We start from the raw sequence: 20,959 nt of genomic DNA on the forward strand, positions 1-20,959 counted from the left end.
AGCGACCACGCGTGGACGCTCGGGCCGGGCGGGGTGATCGCGGTGCGCGCAGGCCCGATCACCGGCAGGTCGCATCGGTCCACGGACAACCGGTGTCCAGCGGATCGCTCAGGTCAGTTCGGCACTGTCGATCCGGTAGCTCTCTCCCATCGGCACCAGCTGGATGAGGCGGGTCTCGGACCCCGAACGGCCGTCTGCGTAGGTCAGGTGGAGTCGGAAGGTGACCGTGTCGGTGTCCGGGTCGGCGCTCATCTGGTCGACGGTCGTGGAGGCGACGGTGTCCCAGAACTCACGGTAGTCCGCGTAGCCGCCGATCTCGCCCTGGTAGCGCACGGTCAGCCGCGACCACGCGGCGGCCGGATCGTCCGGCAGATCCGCGTAGTGGGCACGTACGTAGTCGGTCATCCGGGCGGCGGTCTCCGCGGGCCGCTGCGCCGTCGCCGCGATGCCACCGACCCCGGAGGTGGGCGTGGACGAGGAGGTCGTCGCCTGCGGGGTGCCGGAGCTCGACGACACCGAGCCGCCGTAGCCGGCGGCCGGTGTGGACTCCCCGCTGCCTGCGGAGACCTCGGTGGCCGAGGCGCTCCCGGCGCTGCCGACAGCGCCCTCGCTCGCCTCGCCCGAGCCCCGGTCGGGCAGCACCACCACTGCCACGGCCACGAGGATCACCAGCACGACGGCGCCGACCCCGGCCGCGACGGCCGCACCGCGCCGTCTCGGCGTCCGGTTCGGAACCGGGGCCGGCGGCGGTACGGGACGAACCACCGTGGTGTCGTTCGGGCGCGGCGTGACGAGCGTGGAGTCGCCGCGCAGCGCGGCCTGGGCGGCCGCCATCAGCGCGCCCGCGCTGGGATAGCGGGTGGCCGGATCCTTCGCCATGCCCGTGGCGATCACGGTGTCGAAGGCGGCGGGCGCGCCGTGGACGGAGGGGTGCGGCGGCGCCTCGGTCAAGTGCGCGGTGATCTGGCGCTCCACCCCCTCACCGGGGAACGGCTTGGCGCCCGTGAGGCATTCGTGCAGCACACAGGCCAGCGCGTAGACGTCCGCGCGCGCGTCGACGATGCCCTGCGAGAGCCGCTCCGGTGCCATGTAGGCGAAGGTGCCGATGGTCGATCCGGTCGAGGTCAGGCCCGATTGCGTGCCGGCGCGGGCGATGCCGAAATCGATGAGATAGGCGAAATCGCCGGTGGTGACCAGGATGTTGGACGGCTTGACGTCGCGATGCACCAGCCCCGCGGCATGGGCCGCATCCAGCGCCCCGGCCACCTGACTCAGCAGCGACACCGCCCTGGGCGCGGGCATCGGCCTGCCGCCCGCCATCAGCGCGGCCAGGTCGACACCCTCGACCAGGCGCATATCCAGATACAGCCGGCCCTCGATCTCGCCGAACCCGTGGATCGGGATGACGTGCGGTTCGGTCAGCCGCGCGGTCACCTGGGCTTCCCTGCGGAACCGCTCGCGGAAGATCTCGTCGTGCGCGAGTTCCGGAGGCAGCACTTTCAGCGCGACGACCCGATCGGTATCGGTATCGTGGGCGCGATATACCTGCCCCATGCCGCCCGCGCCGAGTTGGGCGAGCAGCCGGTAGCGGCCGAACATGGTCCCGTTCACCCCGTACCAGTACCACACCGGTCTCGAACACGCAGTGGCGCAGTACCGTTCGCGCGACCGCCACCGGTCCTACGAGGGCGTGTACGCGCGACGGCTGACCGGCCGAAGCCGATCAGCCGCTGTGGCCGGGTGACAACGTGCGGTCAGCTCAGCCGCTGCCTGCTGCTGCGCGCGCGACGACGGGCCTCGGCCATCTCGGCGAGTTCCTGCTCGAGTGCTTCGGCGATCCGGAACTGCCCGGTGTCGTAGATGCCCGAGGAGCGCACGACCTCGTGATACGCGCCATCCGGATCGGGCGGCGGGGCGGGGCGCTCCTTCTTCTTGCTGCGCGAGGACATGGTCCTGCTGTCCTTGGCCATCGCCCGGCTGTCCGAGACCGCGGTCTCCGGCTTCGGCGCGGGCACCTGCGGCACCGAGGCGCGCGCGGGCGCGATGTCCTGCCGGGCGGTGACAGGCCTGGCCGAGGCGGGCGCGTCGTTGAAGCCCGCGGATCGGACCGGCTTGGTGACCGGCGCGGCAGGACGGGCCGCGACGGACTGCGCAACCGGCTGTACGGCCGTCGACTGCACCGTGGCCGGTTTGGTCGCGGCAGGCTTCCCGGCGGTGGCCGAGACCGGCTGCGTCGCGGGCTTCTTCACCGGCTGGGTGGGCTGCGCCGACGCCGCCGGAACCTTGGCGGGCGAAGCGGTCACCGCCGCGGGCTTCGCGACCGGGGCCGCCTTGGCGGGCGCGGGAGCGGAACTCTGCGCGGCGGACTTGCTCGCAGCCGAACCGGCGGCGGGCTTCGCCACGGCGGACGCGGTGGCCGCGGGCTCGGCGGCAGCAGCGGACTTGGTAGCGGCGGGCTTGGTAGCGGCAGGCTTGGCGGCGGCGGGCTTCGTGACAGCCGAAGCCACCTGTCCGTCGGCCGACACCGCCTGTCCGTTGACCCTCGTCGGACGACCGTTGGCCGACGCCTCCTTCATAGCGATCCCGTTACGCGCGGGATCGGCGGCGGGGACGGCCTCGGCGGCCGGACGCTTCTCGACGGCCGGAGCGGGAGATTCCTCGTCCTGCTCTGGGTGCACCACCTCGGCGAGCTCACCTTCGGCGGGAACCTCGAGGCTCTCGTCCAGGGTGAGCGGCTCGCCGGTCTCGGGGTCGACCGGACCCTCGACCGCGAGGTCGATCTGCTCGGCGATCTCGTATTCGGCGGCGGTGCGCGGCACCATGTCGATCGGCCCCCGCGCCCGCACCGCGACCAGCGAGGGCAGGCTGTTGCGGATCTGCTCGGCCGGATCGGGCAGTTCGCGCACCTGCTCGGTGGCGCGATAGATGGCCAGGCCGTAGCGCGCGCTCGCGGCATCGTGGATGAGCAGCGCGACGCCGATCATCACCGGTGCGATGGCGTGCACGCCGACCTCGTACCACTGTCCCGCGCGCATGTACGGGTAGGTGTTGAGCAGGACGGTCAGTGACAACAGCGCCATCTCGGCGGTCGCGACCTGCCTGCGATTGTCGACCACACCCCATTCGGCGACCTTGTTGGTGCCGATCATGATGATGATCAGGCAGACGCTGATCATCCCTTCCAGCAGATAGCTGAACCAGAACAGCGGATCACTCGGCCCGCCGGGCGCGATGTTCTGCTGGACGTTGACCGCCGACCACAGCATGCCCGCCGCCACGACACCCGCGAGCGCACGGAGCGACCAGGAGCGATGCCGGTACAGCGAGGCCAGTTTGGCGTGCGGACTGGATTCGCGCCGCTGAGCGGCGATCGCCTTGCGGGCGAGCAACAGATCTCGCATGTCGGCCTTCGCGATCACTTCCGCGGTTTGACGAGCCTGGTCGGAGGCCACGGCAGCGGCCTGCACTTCTTTCCAGCGCTGCTCTCTGTCCTGCTCGCGAATGCGCTCGGCGAGTTCGCGTTCGGCTTGCAGTTCGCTTTCGGACAGCGCCTCGGTGAGCGCGGGATCGAACTGGTAGGCCAGGCGTCCCCTGGCCTTTTCGACCCGCAGGGCAAGCTGCGTGACCTCGTCCTCCATCGGACGCTCGACAGTCATATCGACCTCCCCTTGGGGAGTCTCGATGGCAGACAAGTGATCACGGGTGTGAACAGCACCCCACATTCATAGTCCATGCCGGGTTTCCTGCAAAACCATAGATATTCACCGTCACCCGATCTCGGCGCGCCGCGCGCGACACACGGGGCGGAATTGCTTGTTCCTCGGAGTTGTACTCCTTCCGGCGCCCACGGCAAAATTCGCGTCGAGGGCGCCGGATCCGGGCGTGTGATCAGTGCGCCCCGACTCCGCTGAGCTCGTTCGGACGGTCGGGCAGGGTGACCGAGGCCCGCACCTCACCGGCGGCCAGATCGATGCGGTGCACGCTCGAGGTCGCCGGGTCCGAGACGTAGGCGTCGCCGCCGCGGACGAACAGCGCCGGACGCGCCTGCTGCCACTTCAGCGGTTCCTGCCAGGGCTCGAGCACCGCGATGCTCCGCACGACCGTGCCCGCGACCGGATCGATCACGTGCAGGCGTCCGTCGGTGGCCAGCACGAGCGCCTCCCCCCGCGGACCACGACCCAGCGACCGGAAGGTGTAGCTCGCGCCCAGATCCACGAGGCGCAACTGCCCGGTGGCGGTGTCGATCAGCGAGACCTGCTGCGGCCGCTCCAGTTCGGCGTCCTCGTCCTGCTTGTAATCTCCGAGCACCACCGCGGACTCCGGGCTGCCCGCCTGATTGCCGATTCTGCTGTAAGGGGTGGGACCATCGATCTTGGTGATGACGCCGTCGCGATAGACCAGCACGCCGTTCTCGCACCCGACGACCACGGTCTCGTCCTTCGCCGTCGCCTCGCCGTGGACGCCGGGGCAGTCCTCGTTACGGGCGATCTCCTCGCCCTGCGCGTCGAGCACCATCAGCCCGGAGCGCCGCTGTTCGGTTCCCACGGTGAGGACGAGACTGCCGTCGGCCATTTCCACGGCCACACCGTGATGCGGGGCCGCGGTCCGGTGTACCCGGGTGGGCGGTGCGTCCCCGGAAGGATCGGACAGATCGGCGGGGTCGAAGGAGACGATTTCCCCGGTGCCGTCGGTGAACAGCACGGTGCGGCCCGCGTGCCGCACGACATGTCCCGGTTTCGGTCCGGGGAAAGCGATATCGGTGAATTCCGCGGTGAGGGCGTCGTAGACCCGGAAGCCCTCGTCGGTGGACACCATCAGATGCCGTTCGTCACCCGCCGGATTCAGCCGGTTGAATCCCGCCAGCGGGGTCGTCGCGGCCAATTCCAGCGTCCGCCCGTCGAGCACGTGGATTCCGCCGTCGAAGGTGACCGCGATCGGTTCGACGGTCGCGTGACCGGACGCCGTCGCTTCGTCCTCGTCGCCGGAACCGCACGCGCTCAACGCGACGGTCGCGGTCAGCAGACCGGCCAGCACCGTCGCGGTCGATCGAATCCTCATGTCGTTTTCCTCATCTCATCCATCCGCGGTCAGACCGGACACGATGGCCTCGGTATTGGTCCGCATCATTTCCAGGTAGGTGGCCGCTCCCGCGCCGGGAGCGCTCAGCGATTCCGATTGCAGCCCGATCACCCGCACGTGCAGGCCCGCATGTGCGGCCAGTACGCGCGCGAGCCGGTCGGGCTGGGCGGTGTCGGCGAAGATCGCGGGCACGCCCGCGGTGCGCACCGCGACCGCCAGTTCGGACAGATCCGACGCGCTCGGCGAAGCGAGCGTCGTGCCGCCCGGCAGCACCGCGCCGATGACCTCGAATCCGTAGCGCTGGGCCAGATAGCCGAAGACGTGGTGGTTGGTGACGAGCTTGCGGCGCTCGGCGGGCACGGTCGCGAGCCGCTCGGTCATCCAGCGGTCGAGGTCGTCGAGTTCGCGGAGACAGGTCTCGGTGCGCGCGCGGATCGCGGCGGCATCGGCGCCGGTGTGCGCGAGCACCGCGTCGCGGATCGCCTCGACGGCGCGCGCGACGCGGCGCGGGTCGGTCCAGAAGTGCGGGTCGGGACGGTCGGCGCCGACCTCGGGCCGGTAGCGCAGCGGCTCGACCAGCTCACCCACCGCCAGCGAGGCGACTCCGGCCTGCACTGCCGCGTCGACGTGGCGGGCCACGCCTTCTTCCAAGCCGAGTCCGTTGTGCACGATCAGGTCCGCTCGTTCCATCCGCGCCGCCTGTGGCGCCGAGACGGCGAAGTGATGCGGGTCGGCGCCGGGATTCATCAGAACGGTGACCTCGGCGGCGTCGCCCACCACCGCGGCGGTGAGGTCGCCGAGGATGTTCGTGGTGACCACGATCGAATCACCGCGGCCCGCGGTGTCGACGCATCCGGCGCAGATGGTCAGCAGCAGCGCCGTGACCAGTGGCGCGAGCAGCCGGGACAGCGCGCTCATGCGCCCGTCTCCACCATCAACGCCGGGGTGACCGGAACCGGGAAAGTCCGGGCCACCCGTAGATCGGCGTAATCGATCTCGACGATCCGGCGGCCTGCCGGATCGTTGACGTAGGCGCGGTTCGTGTCGACCGACACCACCGGCGGGTGGTCCGGATTCGCGGGGTCGGCGCGAGCGAGCACCTCGGTACGCGCGGTTTCCCCGCCGTGCGCCGGATCGTAGGCGCGCAGTATGCCGTCCGCCGCCACGGTCAGCAGCGGGGCTCCCTCCCCCGCGGTGCCCGCCGCCAGCACCGGACCGGTCTCGACGAGGGTCCAGGCGCCCGCGCGGATGTCGAGCAGCCACACACCACGACTGCCCGCCCGTGCGGTGAGCGTGGTGGCGCCCCTCCGGTGCCGGAATTCGACGGCCCGTTCCGCCGGCGGCACCGGGTGCGGGTAGGCGACCGCGCGACCGGTGAATGCGCCGTTGGCCGCCGAGATCACCGCCGCCCCGTCGGCGCAGCCGAACACCACGCCGCGGCGCGTCAGCGCCGATCCCCGCGGTTCCCGGCAAGGCGCCTCCGGACTCGCGACCACCGCGCCGTCTTCGGCCAGCACCTCCACCCGGCCGTCGGGGCGGGCGACGACCAGATGCCCCTCGTAGGGCACCGCGAGGCCGGGGACAGGATCGCGGAGTTCGGCGACCGCACCCGCGTCCAGTGCGGCGCGATCGAACAACACCGTCGCGCCGTCCACCGGCATCGCGGCCAGCGCCGCATCGGCGTACACGGGCCCGGCGGGATCGCCCTCCGCCCGGGCACCCACCTCCCGGGCAGTCGACCGGTAGTAGTGCTCGTGGTCGCCGTGGTCGACGATCCAGCTGCCCGCGTCCACGATCCGGACACCGTCGCCGGTGCCGAGATAGGCGTACCTGTCGTCACCGGCGATCGAGCGCACCCCCGCGACCGCGGGCAGTTCGGTGATCTGTTCGCTCACCAGATCCAGCACCCGCACCGCTCCGGTGTCGGGATCGGCGATCACCAGCCGTGGCATCGGCTCGGCCGATTCCTCAGCGCCCGCCACGTACCCGTGTGGCGCGGGTTCCGGCGGCACCGGCTGCGCGCCACACCCGCTGATCGCCACCGCGGACGCCACCGCGGCCGAGGCCACCGCGCCCCGCCGCGCGCGCAGCCTGCCACGCAGCGCCGACACCGCCGCCGACCCGAAGAACAGTCCGACCGCGACCAGTGCGATGGTCGCACCCGCCGCGGTCCCCGCGTACCAGGAGACCAGCAGTCCGACCGCTGTCGCCGTCGCGCCGAGCACCGCGGCGACCACCATGACGACCGGGATCCGGTGCACCCACAACACCGCGGCCGCGGGCGGGGCGATCAGCAGCCCGAACACCAGCAGCGTTCCGGCCACGTGGAAGGACGCGACGATCGCCAGGGTGATGAGCCCGAGCATGCCCGCCTGGGCGAGCCTCGGCCGCAGACCCAGCGTGTGCGCGGTGCGCGGGTCGAACGACAGCGCGACGAACCCGCGATGCCCGAGCACCGCGATCGCGCAGCCGACCGCCACCGCCACCGCGAGCACCACGAGATCTCGATCGCGGATGGCCAGCACGTCGCCGAACAGGAACCCGGTCAGGTCGACGGCGAACGATTGGGCTCGCGAGACGATCACCACCCCGCCGGCCAGCATCGCGACGAAGAGCAACCCGATGCCGATATCGGCGGACAGACGCCGTGAGCGGGTCAGCATCGACACCCCGAAAGCCATCGCCACCGCGCTGATCGCCGCGCCCACCAGCAGATTGCCGCCGATCAGGGCAGCGACGGCGACGCCGGGCAGCATCCCGTGTGCCATCGCCTCACTCAGGAAAGCCATGCCGCGCACCACGACCCAGGTCCCTGCCGGCGCGCACAGACAGCTCACGAGCAGACCGCCCCACAGCGCCCGCGTCACGAAGGACACCTCGAACGGGGCGAGCAACCATTCCATGAGCAGAGACCATAAGATGAAAACGATTATCAATTCCACTAAGGTGACGGGAGCCACAACCATGACGGCCGGAGTGCGAATCGACGGACTGACCGCGGGCTATCGCGGCCGTATCGCCCTGCGCGAGATCACCGCGACGATTCCCGCGGGGGCCGTCACCGCGGTGCTCGGCCACAACGGATCGGGCAAGTCGACCCTGCTCGCCGCCCTTGCCGGGCTCCTGCGCCCGATCGCGGGCCGGATCGACCGCGGCGGCCACACGCGCACCGCGTTCGTGGTCCAGCACAGCGCGGTGTCCGCGACCCTGCCCATCACCGTCGGCCAGACCGTGGCGATGGGCCGCTGGGCGCATCTCGGCCATTGGCGCAGATCGAGAAGGCAGGACACCACCGTGGTGGCCGACTGCCTGCGCCGCATGGACCTCACCGGTCTCGCACACCGCCGGCTCGACACCCTCTCCGGTGGACAACGGCAGCGCACCCTGATCGCCCAGGCCCTCGCCCAGCAGGCCGACCTGCTGCTGCTCGACGAACCGACCGCGAATCTGGACGCGCGCTCGCGACGGGTCATCGCCGGACTGCTGACCGAGACAGCCGCCACCGGAGTAACTGTCGTGCACGCGACACATCGCTCCGACGAAGCCCGAGCCGCCGATCACCATCTCGTGCTCGACGACGGCAGGCTGCTCCCCCATGCGCTTCCCGGCGAACAGCCCTCGGGTCACGACGAGTTGTCTTTCGACCGAAACGCCACGGCCGCGCAATCGCTCGGCTTACCCTGAATCCACCCGGTTAGCCCCGGGGTTGCAGGGCGGGTCGCACGCCCCCTGATCGCGATCCGCCATCGTCTGGTCGGTCAGGTGGGTCCGGGCCCGGCTTCAGCCCCGGACCCACCCGACTCGCGTCACCCCACTGCATTCGCCTTTTCGCGATATTCGGGAAAGGGTGTTAATTCGCCGCTAATATTCGCGTGCATCCGATCGCACAAATGGCGGCGACATCGGCAGCGGGGATATCGCCGTGCAATCCCCGGCGGGAAACATTCACGGGCAATTTCCGGAACAGACGAGCGGCACCGGAGTGGACGGCCGAATCTTTCCTGCACATTCCGCCGACAGGCGCTAAAATTGTCGGCACCTGGAAAATCGATGTGATCCGGTATTTCCGTCCGCGGCGACGAGCCACGGATACGAGAGCTTCACCGCCCGGCCGTCGGCACCGCAGCTGGAACTGCGCGGCGCCGGACAGCCGGTGCCGTTTCACCTGCCGAGGAGGCCGACCATGGTCGACAATGTCGTGACCGATCAGTCCGAACCCGACCCCGGAGTCGTGATCTGGCCGGAACCCAGCCGGCTCGACGCCTGGTGGGAGCGCGTCGTGTTCGGATCCGGCAGCAGGTCGGCGAGTGCGGCGGGAGACGCGCTACACGAAGGTACCCGGGGGCAATAGCTTTCCCCGGGTACCTGTCGGGGGTTGTCAGGGCCGGGGCCGGAACGCGTGCTCACGCTCGGAGTAGAGCGTGAGCAGTCCCAGCAATTGAGCCTCGGCCACCAGCGGCTGGCAATACAGCGAGCGTATTCCGTGCGCGCGAAGCTGCTCGCAGTATTCTTCCCAACGCCGTTCGGCGACCAGATCGCCGACCAGTATGGGATGCCCGGTGCGGGCGACATCGAGAGCGGGCGTATCGGGACACCTCGACTGAGCGTGTTCGAGTTCCTCGGCCAGCCGGTTCGACCAGCCGAGCACTTCCAGACCGTCATTCTCCCAGGCCGTGATCCCGACCAGCGGATGACCGGGGAGCAGGCGCGCGATATTGCGCGCCGCACGCTGCGGGACGGACGAATCGCGTTCCGGACCGGCGCCGCCGGTCGAGTCGAACGACAGGACGCGGGCGTCGAGCATGCGAACACCTCGTTCGTTGTTGCATCGGCGCGCGGGCGGGCATCGGTGATACCGCGAATGTCGCGCCGCCCGGCGCACCGATTTCACTGTCCAGCTGGGGCCGCTTGTCCGCGGCCGCGCGGCACCCGGTTCCCCGGACACCCGGCCGGCCTCGGCAGCACCGATGACCGGCGTGAACGGTTGTGCGCCCGGGTCTTTCGTGGAGACATCGGGCAGATCCGGCTCCGCTCACCTGCACGCGAGCCATTCCGCCGAGCGGCGGTATGACGCGACAACAATAACACCGGTTGGTTCGCTCGTTGCCGGGAATTCGCCGCGGTCCCCGGCTCACCGGGACGGATCCGTGCGCGCCTCCTCGTGCGCCTGCCGCGCCTCGGCCACCGACCGGGCAGTCTCCGCCGAGACGGCCCGCTGGGAGACGACGAATCCGGCGGCCAGCACACCCGCTACGACGCCCATGGCGACCGTTGTCCGGATCGCGCCTGCATCCACCGCCGCTTCCCTTCGCCGCCGTCATCAGCCGAGCGGCGAAGGTATCCCGGCCACCCCAGCGAGGCGGGCGCCACACCTGCGGGTAGACCGTCTCGTGACGGCACCTACGCCGACCGGTGATCTCGGCGATGCGCCCGCGCAGGCCGCGAGGAATAGCGGGCCGCCAGGATCCGCGCCACCCGGCCGGGCTCACACCCACGCTCCCGGACGCCGGCGGAAGGAAGCGGATCCACCCGTGCGAACGAGTCGGCGGGCGGACGGCGCAGCATCCGCGTGAAGCTCCGTCCGCTCGCGGGCCAGGGATTGGTCACCCGCCCGCTCGGATGCCGGTACCAACTGTCGCCCGCGGGCCACACGGTCCGGCCGATCGCATCGTCCAGCCAGCGACGGTACCGCCGCATCGCCATCTCGGTCACTTCCACGGCGGGTGCGCCGATCTCGCGCCGCCACCGCAGGCACTCCATGATGAAGGCGATCTGACGCTCCTTCATCCCCGGATTACTGCCCGCCGGATTGAAGGTGTTCGGGCCCGCGATCAGGAAGGCGTTCGGGAATCCGGGCACCGCAAGCCCGAGATAGGCGTCCGCGCCGTCACGCCAGCGCTGCTGCAACAACTGTCCGCCGCGACCGTGCACGGCGATGGGCACCAGGAACTCCGGCGCCCGGAATCCGGTCGCGTAGATCAGCACATCGGCGCGGCGGTGGGCGCCGTCGGCGGTCAGCACGCCGTCGGCGGTCAACCGCTCGATCGGATCGGTCACAAGCTCGACGTTCGACCTGGTCAGCGCCCGGTAGTAGCCGCTGTCGAAGAGGATGCGCTTGGCGCCGATCGGATACCGGGGTGTGAGCTCCTCGCGCAACGCCGGGTCGGCGATCCGGCGGCGCAGATAGGCGAGCGCGGCCCAGCGCGCGGGCCGGGCCGACCAGCCGCGCCGCATGATCGGGGCCAGGCTCAGATCCGCGATCCGTTCGATGGCCGCGCGGTAGGCCTGATGCGCCGCGGGCAGATGCAGCAGCACCCGCGAGAGCGTGCCGAAGTCCGGGTTCGGTTTGGGCAGCAGCCAGTTCGGCGTGCGCTGGTAGACCGTCACCCGCCGGGCGATCGCCGCCAGTTCGGGAACCACTTGCGCGGCGCTGGATCCGGTGCCGATCACGGCGATCTCCCGATCCGCGAGGTCGACGCCGTGGTCCCAGCGCGCGGTGTGGAAGGCCGAACCGGCGAACAGTTCCCGGCCGGGCAGTTCGGGCATCCGCGGCCGGTGCAACTGGCCGACGGCGAACACGACGATCTCGGCGTCGATCCGATCGCCCGCCGCTGTCCGCAGTTCCCAGCGCACCCGGTCCTCCCGGTAGATGGCCGAGACGATCGCGGTGCGCAGACGCAGTTTCGGGACCAGCCCGTGGTCGGCGGCGATCCGGCGCAGATAGGCCAGGATGTGCTGCTGGCCCGGATAGCGGCTACGGGTGCTGCGGTAGGGCGCGAATGAGAACGAATACAGGTGCCCGGGCACATCACACGAACACCCGGGATAGGTGTTGTCCCGCCACACCCCGCCCAGGTCGGAACCTCTGTCCAGGATCAAGAAATCCTCGATCCCGGCCTTCTTCAGCGCCACCCCCATACCGATCCCGCCGAACCCCGCCCCGACGATCACCACGTGCACCTCGTGCACCGCGCCTACCGCGCCCACCACAGCCTCACTTCCTCGTAGCGTTCCAGCACTCCACGGACAACCCTCAGCAAACATCTTCGTGACGCGGGTCACATGCTAAGTGGAAGTGAAATTCATGAATGAATCCGGGTGCCATATCCGATCAGAACGGGGGTTTGTCACCGGAAATGCCGGACGAGCCGAAAGCGCAGTGAAGCCTGCTCCGCTTCTGTATGGATTTACATACCGACCAACTCGTTCCATAACACGTTCACAGCAGACGATCAGCAATACTCGACGGGAAGCCGCTTCCGGTCGACAGCCGCATCGGCCTCCGCGACCGGCCCCGACGGCGCCGAAGCCAGCCCGGAGAGCGACCCCGGCTGGTGCCGGGGGAAGCGAAAGTGGCAACGTGTTCGAACCGGCCGGGCAGACTGGACACCCGGCCGGGTAGGAGAGGACAGGTGCGGTGAGCAGTATCGGCATGAGGGTCGCGGGGGCCTACCTGCGCGCGACCGCGCGACCGCGGATGACGACGCCCGAGCGCGCCCGCGATCGCATGAACGGTCCCAAGGCCTCGCCTACCCCGACCGCCCGGATTCGCCGCCGCCACGTCGTCACCGGAAGCGAACACGGCGGGTTCGGCGTTCACACCGTGACCCCGCGCGGACGCGAGCCGCGGTGCACGGTGGTCTATCTACACGGAGGGGCCTACATCTCCGAGATCACCAGCCATCACTGGGGTTTCATCTCCCGGCTCGCCGACCGGGGCGCGCGGGTGATCGCGCCGATCTACGGGCTGGCGCCGCAGTACACCTATCGGGACGCCTACCCGTTCGTCACCCAGGTGTATCGGGAGGCCGCCGAGATGCCGGGACCGTTGACGCTGATGGGCGACTCCTCCGGCGGCGGGCTCGCGCTCGGACTCGCGCAGACACTGCGCGACCTCGGCGACGGAATCAGGCAGCCGGATCGTCTGATGCTCATCTCGCCCTGGCTCGATCTGACCATCGCCAATCCCGAGGTCGCCGACGTGGACGACCCGTGGCTGGTACGCGAGGGGCTGGTGGAAGCGGGGCGAGCCTGGGCGGCGGGCGACGACCCCACCGATCCCCGATTGAGCCCGCTGAACGGCGAGCTCGCCGGGTTGCCCGCCATCGGCATCCACGCGGGGACACGCGATCTCGCCTATCCCGACTGCGAGCTGCTGCGCGCGCGGGCCGTCGCCGCGGGCGTGCCCGCAGAGCTGACGGTGGCCCGGGGCGGGCTGCACGTCACGCCGCTGCTACCGGTCCGGGAGGGCAGAACCGCGGCGGCGAAGATCGCCGGGGAGGTGTGCACGCTCGGCTGACATGGCCGCGCACACCCCGGCTCGTCAGTCCTGACCGTTGTGCGCGGCCTTGTACGCGGCGACCACGTCGGCGGATACCCGGCCCCGGCTCGAGACCTCGTACCCGTTGCGGCGGGCCCATTCCCGGATCGCCGACGCCTGCTCCTGATCACCGCGCTCGCGCTGCTTGACGCTGCGACTTCGGCCCGACGACTTGCCGACCTTGCGCGCGAACGGGGTCCACTGCTCGAACACCTGCCGCAACGCCTTGGCGTTGGTCTCGGAGAGATCGATCTCGTAACCCACTCCGTCGAGTGCGAACGAAACCGTCTCCGCGGCCTGCGATTCGCCGTCGTAGTCATCGACGATCGTCACGACCACCTTGCGTGCCACTACATGCCCTCCTCGGTCCGGGGAAAATGCGATCCTATTGTGCGTGGTACCCGCAACGGCGCTCACCTCGCCCCGGTCACGATCTATCGCGTTGTGCGCGCCACGCCGCACCGGTGATTGCATCAGCCCTCCAGATTCCCCACGCTCGGCCCATGCCCACCCCATGCCCGATCTGCGGTTGGCCCGCACCGATGCTCGTGTCGACGCACGGTTCGGTCCGTTACCTGCGCTGTGTCTGCGGACAGTGGGTGGTGGCTCACTCCGGCGGTTCCACCGCGATCAACGGCCGATCCGAGGGACCGGGTGACGACTCGGGCGAACAGGCGGAACTCATCCCGCTGCCGGAGTCCTGATCGAAATGCGCCCCGGCAGCAGTATTTCACTCCGGGAGAGATTTCGCCCGGTGGACATCCGCGGCAACGGGAGAAGGCGGGTGGACGAGGGGGCGGGTCAGGCCGCGCGATAGGTCCGGGCGACCAGCGCCGAGCGCAGATACCACAGCCCGGAGGGCTGGGTGGGGTCGAAACCGGTGAGCTGGGCGATCCGCTTGAGACGGTAGTCGACGGTGTTGGTGTGCACGTGCAGCAGTCGGGACGTGCGCTGGCGGTTCAGGTTGTTGGCGATGTGGGTGCGCAGGGTCTCGAGGAGTTCCGGGTGGTCGTCGAGCGGTTCCAGCAGCGCGCCGAGGTATTCGCGGCCGGGGCCGGGACGGGTCAGCTGGTATTCGAGTGCGAGTTCGTCGAAGCGGTAGAGGCCGGGGACCGCCTGCAGGCGCTGCACCATGTCGAGCAATTCGTGTGCCTGGTCGGCGGCATCGGGAATCTGCGCGGTCGCGGCGCGCACCATGGTGGCGGTGATGCCGGCGTGCGCGGCCTCGGCGAGCGCACCGACCAGTACGTCGAGGCCCTCGTCGTCCATCGTGTCGGCGGGGATGAGGATGGTGCCGCCGTCCACGCTGAGCAGCGACAGCGCGGTGTGGCCGCAGCGGTTGGCCAGCTCGGCCTGGGTCCGGCGCAGTTTGCGCCGGGCGACCACCTGACCGTCGAGCGTGGGATTGCTCTCGTCGTGATGCGGCGCGATCGCCACCGCGAGGACCGCGTAGGACTCGGCGATGGCGATGCCGCACTCGCGGGCCATGGTCGAGTTGCTGTGACCGCCGAGCAGCGCCGAGGTGAGTGTGTGCACCGCCGTGTGGTGTTCGCTGACCACCGCGCGCAGTTCTCTGACGTAGGCGGAGGAGATCGCGGTCGTCATCTGGTCGAGGATCTCCACGATCCGCCTCGCACCATCGACCAGGCTCTCGTAGTCGTTGGCGGTCGCGTTGGACATCACCAGATCCATACCGATCTTGAAGCCCTCGTGGACCGAGTGATGGATCGTGTCGATGGGCACGCCCTCACGCGCCCAGCCCGCCGCAGCGTCCTCGAGCCTGCGCAACTGGGTGCGGACGTCGCGCCCGTCGAGCATGTTGACGGCGACTTCGAGGCACACGCGGGTGACCATGGTGACGTCACCGCTGATGGCGTCGCCCGGCAGCGTGCCGCACGGCGCGACGGTGCGGACGAAATGTCCCACCATCTGCCGGGACAGGCCGCGGACGTCCTGGAGCGGAAAGGACATCGGCTTGCCGGAAAGGGTCAGGCTCGACGCTGGGTTCGGCCCCATTCGATCATCGACGGTCATCGGCAACTCCTCGCGCCCCCCGCGATTACTGTGTGGCGAATTCACACTAACGACAGGGCGTGCGACATGGAGCGTATCGCCGCGTTGTGTGAAAAAGACCAGTCGGCACGACTTTCGACAGTGACAGATCACAAAGTCTTCGACGGTTGGACGATCGCGTATGCGGCTGCGCGTTCGGGCGATGGTCCGCGAAGACTCCCGGCGGTTGACTCGAAGGTGACGAAAAACCTACTCGCCGAGGAGAAGAAAATGCGAATCACTGTTCTGGGAGCCACCGGCAGCGTCGGCCGCCATGTCGTCGACCAAGCCGTCGCCGAGGGGCACGAGATCACCGCGCTGGTCCGCGACGCCGGCAAGCTGCCCGCCCGGCCCGGAGTCACCGTCGTCGAGGGCGACGCGACCGTACCCGCCGACGTCGCGCGGGCGGTGGACGGTGCTGATGCGGTCGTCGTCGCCCTCGGCGCGGGCCGCGCGGCCGGGGTGCGGGAAGCGGGCACCCGTACCGCGATCGAGGCCATGCGCCAAGGCGGCGTGCGCAGGCTGGTGTGCCTGTCCACGCTCGGCGCGGGCGAGACCAGGGACAACCTGAACTTCGTCTGGAAGTACATGTTGTTCGGGCTGTTGCTGCGCAAGGCCTACGCCGACCACCAGCGACAGGAGGATGTCGTCCGGGCCTCCGGTCTGGACTGGACTCTCGTCCGGCCCAGCGCCTACACCGACGGCCCCCGTACCGGCGCCTACCGATACGGATTCGGTGCCGACGCAACAGGTCTCACCTTGAAGGTGTCGCGCGCCGACGTCGCGGACGCGATCCTGCGCGCGGTCACCGATCACGACCGGATCGGCCGGGCGGTCTCGGTGTCCTACTGAGTCCGTGTCCTACTGAATCCGTATCGGTCCGATACCGACGTCGGTCCGAACCGAGTCCGTTGTCGTTCCGAGTCCGGTGCCGACCCGAGTCCGCGGCATCGAGCCGGGTCTCGGCGCGGAGCCGCGCAGGAACGTTCCGAACGACAGGCGGGAAGCACGATGCAGCCGGAAGCCGATGGAGAACTCGGTACGCTCGCCGGAATGGACGTTCTGGAAGCGCTGCTCGACGGGCCGCGGGCCCGCGGGGCCTTCCTGCTGCGCTCTCTGCTGGAGCCGCCGTGGGCATTGCGGATCGAGGACGGCGCGCCGTTGACCGTGGTCGCGCCCATGCGCGGCGATGCCTGGCTGGTGGTCGACGACGGCGAGTCGGTGCGGCTGGCGACCGGGGACGTCGCGATCGTGCGTGGACCCGGTTTCTACACCGTGGCCGACGATCCCGCCACCCCGCCGTCGGTCGTCGTCCTGCCCGGCGGATTGTGCACCAGCGCCGACGACGGTCGCAGCCTCGTCGACGAATGGGCCCTCGGCGTGCGCACCTGGGGCGCCGAGGGCGGCCGCACCGTCCTGCTCACCGGCACCTACGACAACGCGGGGGAAGCGAGCAAGCCGCTGCTCACCGCCTTGCCCACCCTGGTCGTGTTACGCGCCGACCAGTGGCGTTCGCCGCTGGTCGGCGTGCTCGCCGAGGAGATGCTGGTGACCGCGCCCGGTCAACGCGCGCTGCTCGACCGACTCCTCGACGTACTGCTCATCTCGGCGCTGCGCACCTGGTTCACCGAGCAGCGCGAGCACGCGCCGTCCTGGTATCTCGCGCAACAGGACCCGGTGGTCGGCATCGCACTCGCCCGCATCCACGGCGCGCCGGAACGACCGTGGACCGTGGCGAGTCTGGCCGCCGAAGCCGGTGTGTCCCGGGCGAATCTGGCCCGCAGGTTCAGCGACCTGCTCGGCGAGCCGCCGATGGCCTATCTCACACACTGGCGGCTCGCGCTGGCCGCCGACCTGCTCACCGACCCCGACGTGACGGTGAGCAGCGTCGCCCGCCGGGTCGGCTACAGCACGCCGTTCGCATTCAGCACCGCGTTCAAACGCGCTCGCGGACTGAGCCCGCAGCAACATCGGCTGCGCGGCGCTACCGCGTGAATCACCTTCGGCGCGTAGTCATTCGGGCTGGAGCGAGACCGGCATATCCCGCCGGGGCGGCGCGGACTCGCCGCGGGCGGCTTCGGGCAGCGCGCAGGTCATGCCCTCGGCCATTCCGGTCGGCCGGACGCCGAGCGCCTGGTTGAGCCTGGCCCGCTGGTTCTCCCACGCGATCGCCACGGCAAGCTCGGCGACCTGCGCCTTGCCGAGGCGGGCGAGCAATTCTTCGCGCAGGTCATCCAAGCCGATCGCCGGGGTCACGGTCATGGCCTCGGCGTAGGCGATCACCAGTCTCTCGAGATCGTCGTAGGCCGGGCTGGTCCGATAGCGCGGCAGGTCGGCGATCTGTTGTTCGGTGACGCCGCTGGAATGTGCGAGCGCCGAACCGATGTCGAGACAGAATTCGCAGTTGACCAGCGCGGCGGTCTTCAACTCGGCCAGTTCCTTCAGGTGCGGGTCGACCCGGTTGCTCATCAACAGCGCCGTCTCGAACGTCAGCACACCCGCCGCCAGTTGGGGTCTGCGTACCAGCCACCCCACCAGATCCCCCCGATGCCGCCGCGCACGTCCCAAGGTGCGCAGCGATACACCGAACCGCTTGACCGTCCGCATCGACGACCTCCCGTTGTCTCGGATTTCCTCACCCTACGCCGATCCTCCGGGCCGGAACCAGCGCCCGAAGCGCGCCGAGCCCGCATCTCGACCGTCGAGCAGCAATCTCGCGTATCGGACCGCGCCGTCCCGCGCCCGCCGGCACGCTCCCCGGCACACCGTGGTGCAATATGTCCAGCCCCCCTGACAGCGGCGGAGAAACCGAACGTGCCGGTAAGTATTCGGCTAACATCCAGCGACCAGACAGGCCGGAACGAGACCTGGGAGATATCGGAGCCCGGCGCACGGCCGGCACGGAAGGACAATCGAATGATGTCGGCGCAGTTCGAAGATCGAGCGAACGGTCTGAGCGAACTCTCCACTCACCGTGGCGACGAGGACGCCCAACGCGTCCCTCTCCTGCGCGATCCGCGACTACGCGTCCTGCTACGCGCGACCGCCGGTCTGTCCGACGAGTCCCAGGAACTGCTCATCGCGGTCGCCGAGCGGTTGCGCGTGGTCGAGCGCCTGGCTGCCGGGGCGACCGCGGAGCTGTACTGATCGCCGGCCGCACAGCTCATCGCGTCCGCCGTCGCTCCGATCGTGTGTGTGCCCGTGCGTGTGCCACTCGCAGGAGGTCGCGGCAGACCTCCGTGCTGCGCGGGCCGGGATTCACCACCGCCACCCAGCCCGCGCCGCCGTAGACCGGGTGGGCGACGAGAGTGTCCTCGACGCTCGGGTCTTCCGAGTCCGCGGCGGCTGTCCGCGGTGCGCGGCCCAGGTGGGTCTCGAAGCCCTCACGGCCTGCATCGATATTGAGGCGGAACGCGCCCGGCCGGTCCAGCCGGGACAGCTCGTCGCCGGGATAGTTCTTCGTCACGACGGTCGCGAACGGTTGCGTCGCGGTGGGCACCTGCCCGTCGGGTGCGTAGTAGAAGAACAGGTCGCCCCACGCGAGCTCCGGGGAGCCGTCGCCGGGGCCGGGGCGCAGGGTGAGCACCCCGCCGAGGGATTCGGTGAACTCGATGATCTCGTCGATGGTCATGCCTTCGAGCGTTACATTGAAGTGCTTGTGTCGACTTTCCCGCAATCTCCGGAGGTGAGGGGGTGCCAACCCGGCACGGCGGCCTTCTCCGCACTACCGACGTCGCACGCCGCAGCGGGTATTCGGCCGAACAGGTGCGCAAGCTGGAGCGCTCCGGCGTTCTGCCTGCCGCGCAGCGCACCCCGTCCGGCTACCGTGTCTACGGGCAACAGCACCTCGACTGCGCACTCGCCTACCGCGCCCTCGCCGCGGGCGCGGGGCCCGCCGAGGCGGCGCGGATCGTGCGCACCGCCCACTCCGGCTCACTCGCCGACCTGCTCACCCTCGTCGACGCCGCGCACGCCCGGCTCGACACCCAGCGCCGCGACCTCGCCGCCGCCCGCACCGCCGCCGCGGCCATCGCCGCCGAACCCATCGACGCGGTGCGCCCGTCCGACGCCATGACGGTCTCCGAACTCGCCGACGCGCTCGGTGTTCGCCCGTCGACACTGCGGCACTGGGACGCGGCCGGGTTGGTGACACCCGGCCGCGCGGCACCGGGCAACGCCCGCCGCTACTCCCCCGCCGACGTGCGCGACGCCCGCATCGTGCACCAGTTACGCCATGCCGGCTACCGCATCGACGCCCTACGCGAACTCCTGCCCGGTCTGCGAGGAAGCGGTCGCTGGAGCGATGTCCTCGCCGGACTGGAGGCCCGCGAGGACGCCATCCACCGCCGTTCGCGAGCCCTGCTCGGAGCAGGCGCCCACCTGGATGCCGTCCTCATGGCGAGAGATCCTGTCCCGCGACCGGCGCCACCATCGGCGGCCGGACCCCGGTGACCTCGGCCGGTCGAGCGACCTCGAACGGCTCACCGACGACTTCGGTCGACCCGGTCGACCTCCCGGCAGGTCTCAGGAGCCGAACCGGCCGGAAGGAGTGGGCGTGAGCAGGTCGAGGGCGAAACGGCCGTACTGTGTGGCGATCTGTTCCGGGGTGTACGGGCCGCGCTCGGAGAACCATTGGGCGATGCCGGTGCACATGGTGGCGATGGCGCGACCGGCGGAACGCGGGTCGTCGATGCCGAAACGCCCCTCGGCACAGCCCGATTCGATCTCCTCGTCGAGGATGTGCTGGAGCTCACGGCGGGAGCGGGCGATGCGGGTGCGATCGGCGGGCAGCAGACTGCGCATTTCGCTGGCGCCGATGAAGCCGAGTTCCCTGCGGTGGGTGTGGAACAGGGCCAGCGCCTCGACGATGAGGCGAACCCTGGTCACCGCATCCTCGCCCTCGGCGCGAGCCGCACGCACCCGCCAATGCAGCTCCTCCATCGTCAGGTCGAGGATGCGTACCAGCAGATCCTGCTTGTCGCGGTAGCGGTGGTAGAGGCCGGGCACGCTGGTGCCCGCGCGGTCGGCCAGCGCTCGCACGGTGGTGCCGTGGTAGCCGATGTCGACGAAGGACGCGATGGCGGCGATGAGTACCGGATCGGCGGCCAGTGGTCCGAACCTGCGCCAATCGGGATGCCCGCCGGTGGAATCGGTGCCGGTGGGCCCGGTCCCGTCGGCGCGGCCGGACGCCGTGGGCGCACTGCCGCCGAGCAGTTGCGGGGCGGTCACCCCGACAGCGGCGGCCACGCTGTTGAGCCGTTCGACCGACAAGCCGGTGCGCCCGTTCTCGATCGCGCTGAGCGTCGCGGGGCTCACCTCGATGCGCCGTGCCAATTCCCGGAGCGACAGACCGGCCGCGATGCGTGCGGCACGGATGGCCTCGTGCGGGCGCAGGGCCTCGCCCGCGGCCTCTGCGACCGCGTTCGCCTCCTGCGCGGCCGCTTCGGGGACGGCCGTGTCCGGGTCGGGTGGTGTCCGCATGATGTTCAGATTATCCGAACACTGCCG

Annotated in this window: 21 protein-coding genes; 8 read left to right on the top strand and 13 right to left on the bottom strand. The window is 70.1% G+C overall.

The window, feature by feature from the left end; genetic code table 11:
• Positions 1–108: 108 nt before the first annotated feature.
• From NS3_RS07090 to aztB, 5 genes are all read right to left on the bottom strand, one after another.
• Positions 109–1,611: a serine/threonine-protein kinase gene (locus tag NS3_RS07090; RefSeq protein ID WP_084495134.1), complete on the bottom strand. Its 1,503-nt coding sequence runs from the start codon at positions 1,609–1,611 to the stop codon at positions 109–111.
• 143 nt (positions 1,612–1,754) lie between these two features.
• Positions 1,755–3,656 carry a hypothetical protein gene (locus NS3_RS29945; RefSeq protein ID WP_067855562.1) on the bottom strand — a complete coding sequence of 634 codons (1,902 nt, stop codon included), beginning with the start codon at positions 3,654–3,656 and terminating at the stop codon, positions 1,755–1,757.
• A 232-nt stretch (positions 3,657–3,888) separates the two neighbouring features.
• Positions 3,889–5,058: a zinc metallochaperone AztD gene (aztD, locus tag NS3_RS07100; protein WP_067855565.1), complete on the bottom strand. Its 1,170-nt coding sequence runs from the start codon at positions 5,056–5,058 to the stop codon at positions 3,889–3,891.
• A gap of 15 nt (positions 5,059–5,073) precedes the next feature.
• Positions 5,074–5,997, bottom strand: coding sequence for a zinc ABC transporter substrate-binding protein AztC (gene aztC / locus NS3_RS07105; RefSeq protein WP_067855568.1), 924 nt, complete (start codon positions 5,995–5,997; stop codon positions 5,074–5,076).
• The gene (gene aztB / locus NS3_RS07110) at positions 5,994–7,982 is read right to left on the bottom strand and encodes a zinc ABC transporter permease AztB (RefSeq protein WP_067855571.1); all 1,989 of its coding nucleotides are present in this window, start codon (positions 7,980–7,982) and stop codon (positions 5,994–5,996) included. The genes aztC and aztB overlap by 4 nt, the downstream gene beginning before the upstream one ends.
• Positions 7,983–8,043: 61 nt before the next feature.
• Here aztB and aztA point away from each other — a divergent pair, with 61 nt between their 5' ends.
• Together aztA and NS3_RS28920 are read left to right on the top strand one after the other, a co-directional pair.
• The gene (gene aztA, locus NS3_RS07115; RefSeq protein ID WP_157101221.1) at positions 8,044–8,763 is read left to right on the top strand and encodes a zinc ABC transporter ATP-binding protein AztA; all 720 of its coding nucleotides are present in this window, start codon (positions 8,044–8,046) and stop codon (positions 8,761–8,763) included.
• Between the two features lie 499 nt (positions 8,764–9,262).
• Entirely contained in the window at positions 9,263–9,430 is a 168-nt protein-coding gene (locus NS3_RS28920; RefSeq protein ID WP_157101222.1) for a hypothetical protein, read from the top strand.
• Between the two features lie 27 nt (positions 9,431–9,457).
• On the opposite strand, the gene NS3_RS07120 is transcribed toward NS3_RS28920, so the two are convergent.
• From NS3_RS07120 to NS3_RS07125, 3 genes are all read right to left on the bottom strand, one after another.
• Positions 9,458–9,883 carry a GAF domain-containing protein gene (locus NS3_RS07120; RefSeq protein WP_067855573.1) on the bottom strand — a complete coding sequence of 142 codons (426 nt, stop codon included), beginning with the start codon at positions 9,881–9,883 and terminating at the stop codon, positions 9,458–9,460.
• Positions 9,884–10,210: 327 nt separating this feature from the next.
• Positions 10,211–10,375 carry a hypothetical protein gene (locus NS3_RS28925; RefSeq protein ID WP_157101223.1) on the bottom strand — a complete coding sequence of 55 codons (165 nt, stop codon included), beginning with the start codon at positions 10,373–10,375 and terminating at the stop codon, positions 10,211–10,213.
• A gap of 104 nt (positions 10,376–10,479) precedes the next feature.
• The gene (locus NS3_RS07125; protein WP_067855576.1) at positions 10,480–12,069 is read right to left on the bottom strand and encodes a flavin-containing monooxygenase; all 1,590 of its coding nucleotides are present in this window, start codon (positions 12,067–12,069) and stop codon (positions 10,480–10,482) included.
• A 427-nt stretch (positions 12,070–12,496) separates the two neighbouring features.
• Here NS3_RS07125 and NS3_RS07130 point away from each other — a divergent pair, with 427 nt between their 5' ends.
• Entirely contained in the window at positions 12,497–13,378 is an 882-nt protein-coding gene (locus NS3_RS07130) for an alpha/beta hydrolase fold domain-containing protein (protein WP_067855579.1), read from the top strand.
• A 24-nt stretch (positions 13,379–13,402) separates the two neighbouring features.
• Here the strand turns inward: NS3_RS07130 and NS3_RS07135 are convergent, their stop codons facing one another.
• Positions 13,403–13,750, bottom strand: a complete 348-nt coding sequence (locus tag NS3_RS07135) for a histone-like nucleoid-structuring protein Lsr2 (protein WP_067855582.1) — start codon at positions 13,748–13,750, stop codon at positions 13,403–13,405.
• A gap of 152 nt (positions 13,751–13,902) precedes the next feature.
• Between NS3_RS07135 and NS3_RS07140 the strand changes: the two genes are divergently transcribed.
• Complete coding sequence (locus NS3_RS07140) at positions 13,903–14,103, top strand: hypothetical protein (RefSeq protein ID WP_067855587.1); 201 nt, start codon at positions 13,903–13,905, stop codon at positions 14,101–14,103.
• A 97-nt stretch (positions 14,104–14,200) separates the two neighbouring features.
• On the opposite strand, the gene NS3_RS07145 is transcribed toward NS3_RS07140, so the two are convergent.
• On the bottom strand, positions 14,201–15,433 hold the full coding sequence (locus tag NS3_RS07145) for a PucR family transcriptional regulator (RefSeq protein WP_067855590.1): 1,233 nt from the start codon (positions 15,431–15,433) through the stop codon (positions 14,201–14,203).
• Between the two features lie 249 nt (positions 15,434–15,682).
• Between NS3_RS07145 and NS3_RS07150 the strand changes: the two genes are divergently transcribed.
• The gene (locus tag NS3_RS07150; RefSeq protein WP_067855593.1) at positions 15,683–16,303 is read left to right on the top strand and encodes an NAD(P)-dependent oxidoreductase; all 621 of its coding nucleotides are present in this window, start codon (positions 15,683–15,685) and stop codon (positions 16,301–16,303) included.
• Between the two features lie 201 nt (positions 16,304–16,504).
• The gene (locus tag NS3_RS07155) at positions 16,505–17,446 is read left to right on the top strand and encodes an AraC family transcriptional regulator (RefSeq protein ID WP_067856178.1); all 942 of its coding nucleotides are present in this window, start codon (positions 16,505–16,507) and stop codon (positions 17,444–17,446) included.
• Positions 17,447–17,464: 18 nt separating this feature from the next.
• Here the strand turns inward: NS3_RS07155 and NS3_RS07160 are convergent, their stop codons facing one another.
• The gene (locus NS3_RS07160) at positions 17,465–18,058 is read right to left on the bottom strand and encodes a carboxymuconolactone decarboxylase family protein (protein ID WP_067855596.1); all 594 of its coding nucleotides are present in this window, start codon (positions 18,056–18,058) and stop codon (positions 17,465–17,467) included.
• Between the two features lie 312 nt (positions 18,059–18,370).
• Between NS3_RS07160 and NS3_RS07165 the strand changes: the two genes are divergently transcribed.
• Positions 18,371–18,598 (top strand): hypothetical protein, encoded by a 228-nt coding sequence (locus NS3_RS07165; protein ID WP_067855600.1) that lies wholly within the window; start codon positions 18,371–18,373, stop codon positions 18,596–18,598.
• A 16-nt stretch (positions 18,599–18,614) separates the two neighbouring features.
• On the opposite strand, the gene NS3_RS07170 is transcribed toward NS3_RS07165, so the two are convergent.
• Positions 18,615–19,082, bottom strand: a complete 468-nt coding sequence (locus tag NS3_RS07170) for a DUF6194 family protein (protein WP_067855603.1) — start codon at positions 19,080–19,082, stop codon at positions 18,615–18,617.
• A 62-nt stretch (positions 19,083–19,144) separates the two neighbouring features.
• On the opposite strand from NS3_RS07170, the gene NS3_RS07175 reads away from it, so the two are divergent.
• Positions 19,145–19,903, top strand: a complete 759-nt coding sequence (locus tag NS3_RS07175) for a MerR family transcriptional regulator (RefSeq protein ID WP_067855606.1) — start codon at positions 19,145–19,147, stop codon at positions 19,901–19,903.
• Between the two features lie 72 nt (positions 19,904–19,975).
• On the opposite strand, the gene NS3_RS07180 is transcribed toward NS3_RS07175, so the two are convergent.
• Positions 19,976–20,932: a TetR-type transcription factor C-terminal domain-containing protein gene (locus tag NS3_RS07180; RefSeq protein ID WP_084495136.1), complete on the bottom strand. Its 957-nt coding sequence runs from the start codon at positions 20,930–20,932 to the stop codon at positions 19,976–19,978.
• Between the last annotated feature and the right edge of the window lie 27 nt (positions 20,933–20,959).

Source organism: Nocardia shimofusensis NBRC 100134 (assembly GCF_001613125.1).
Lineage (GTDB): Bacteria > Actinomycetota > Actinomycetes > Mycobacteriales > Mycobacteriaceae > Nocardia > Nocardia shimofusensis.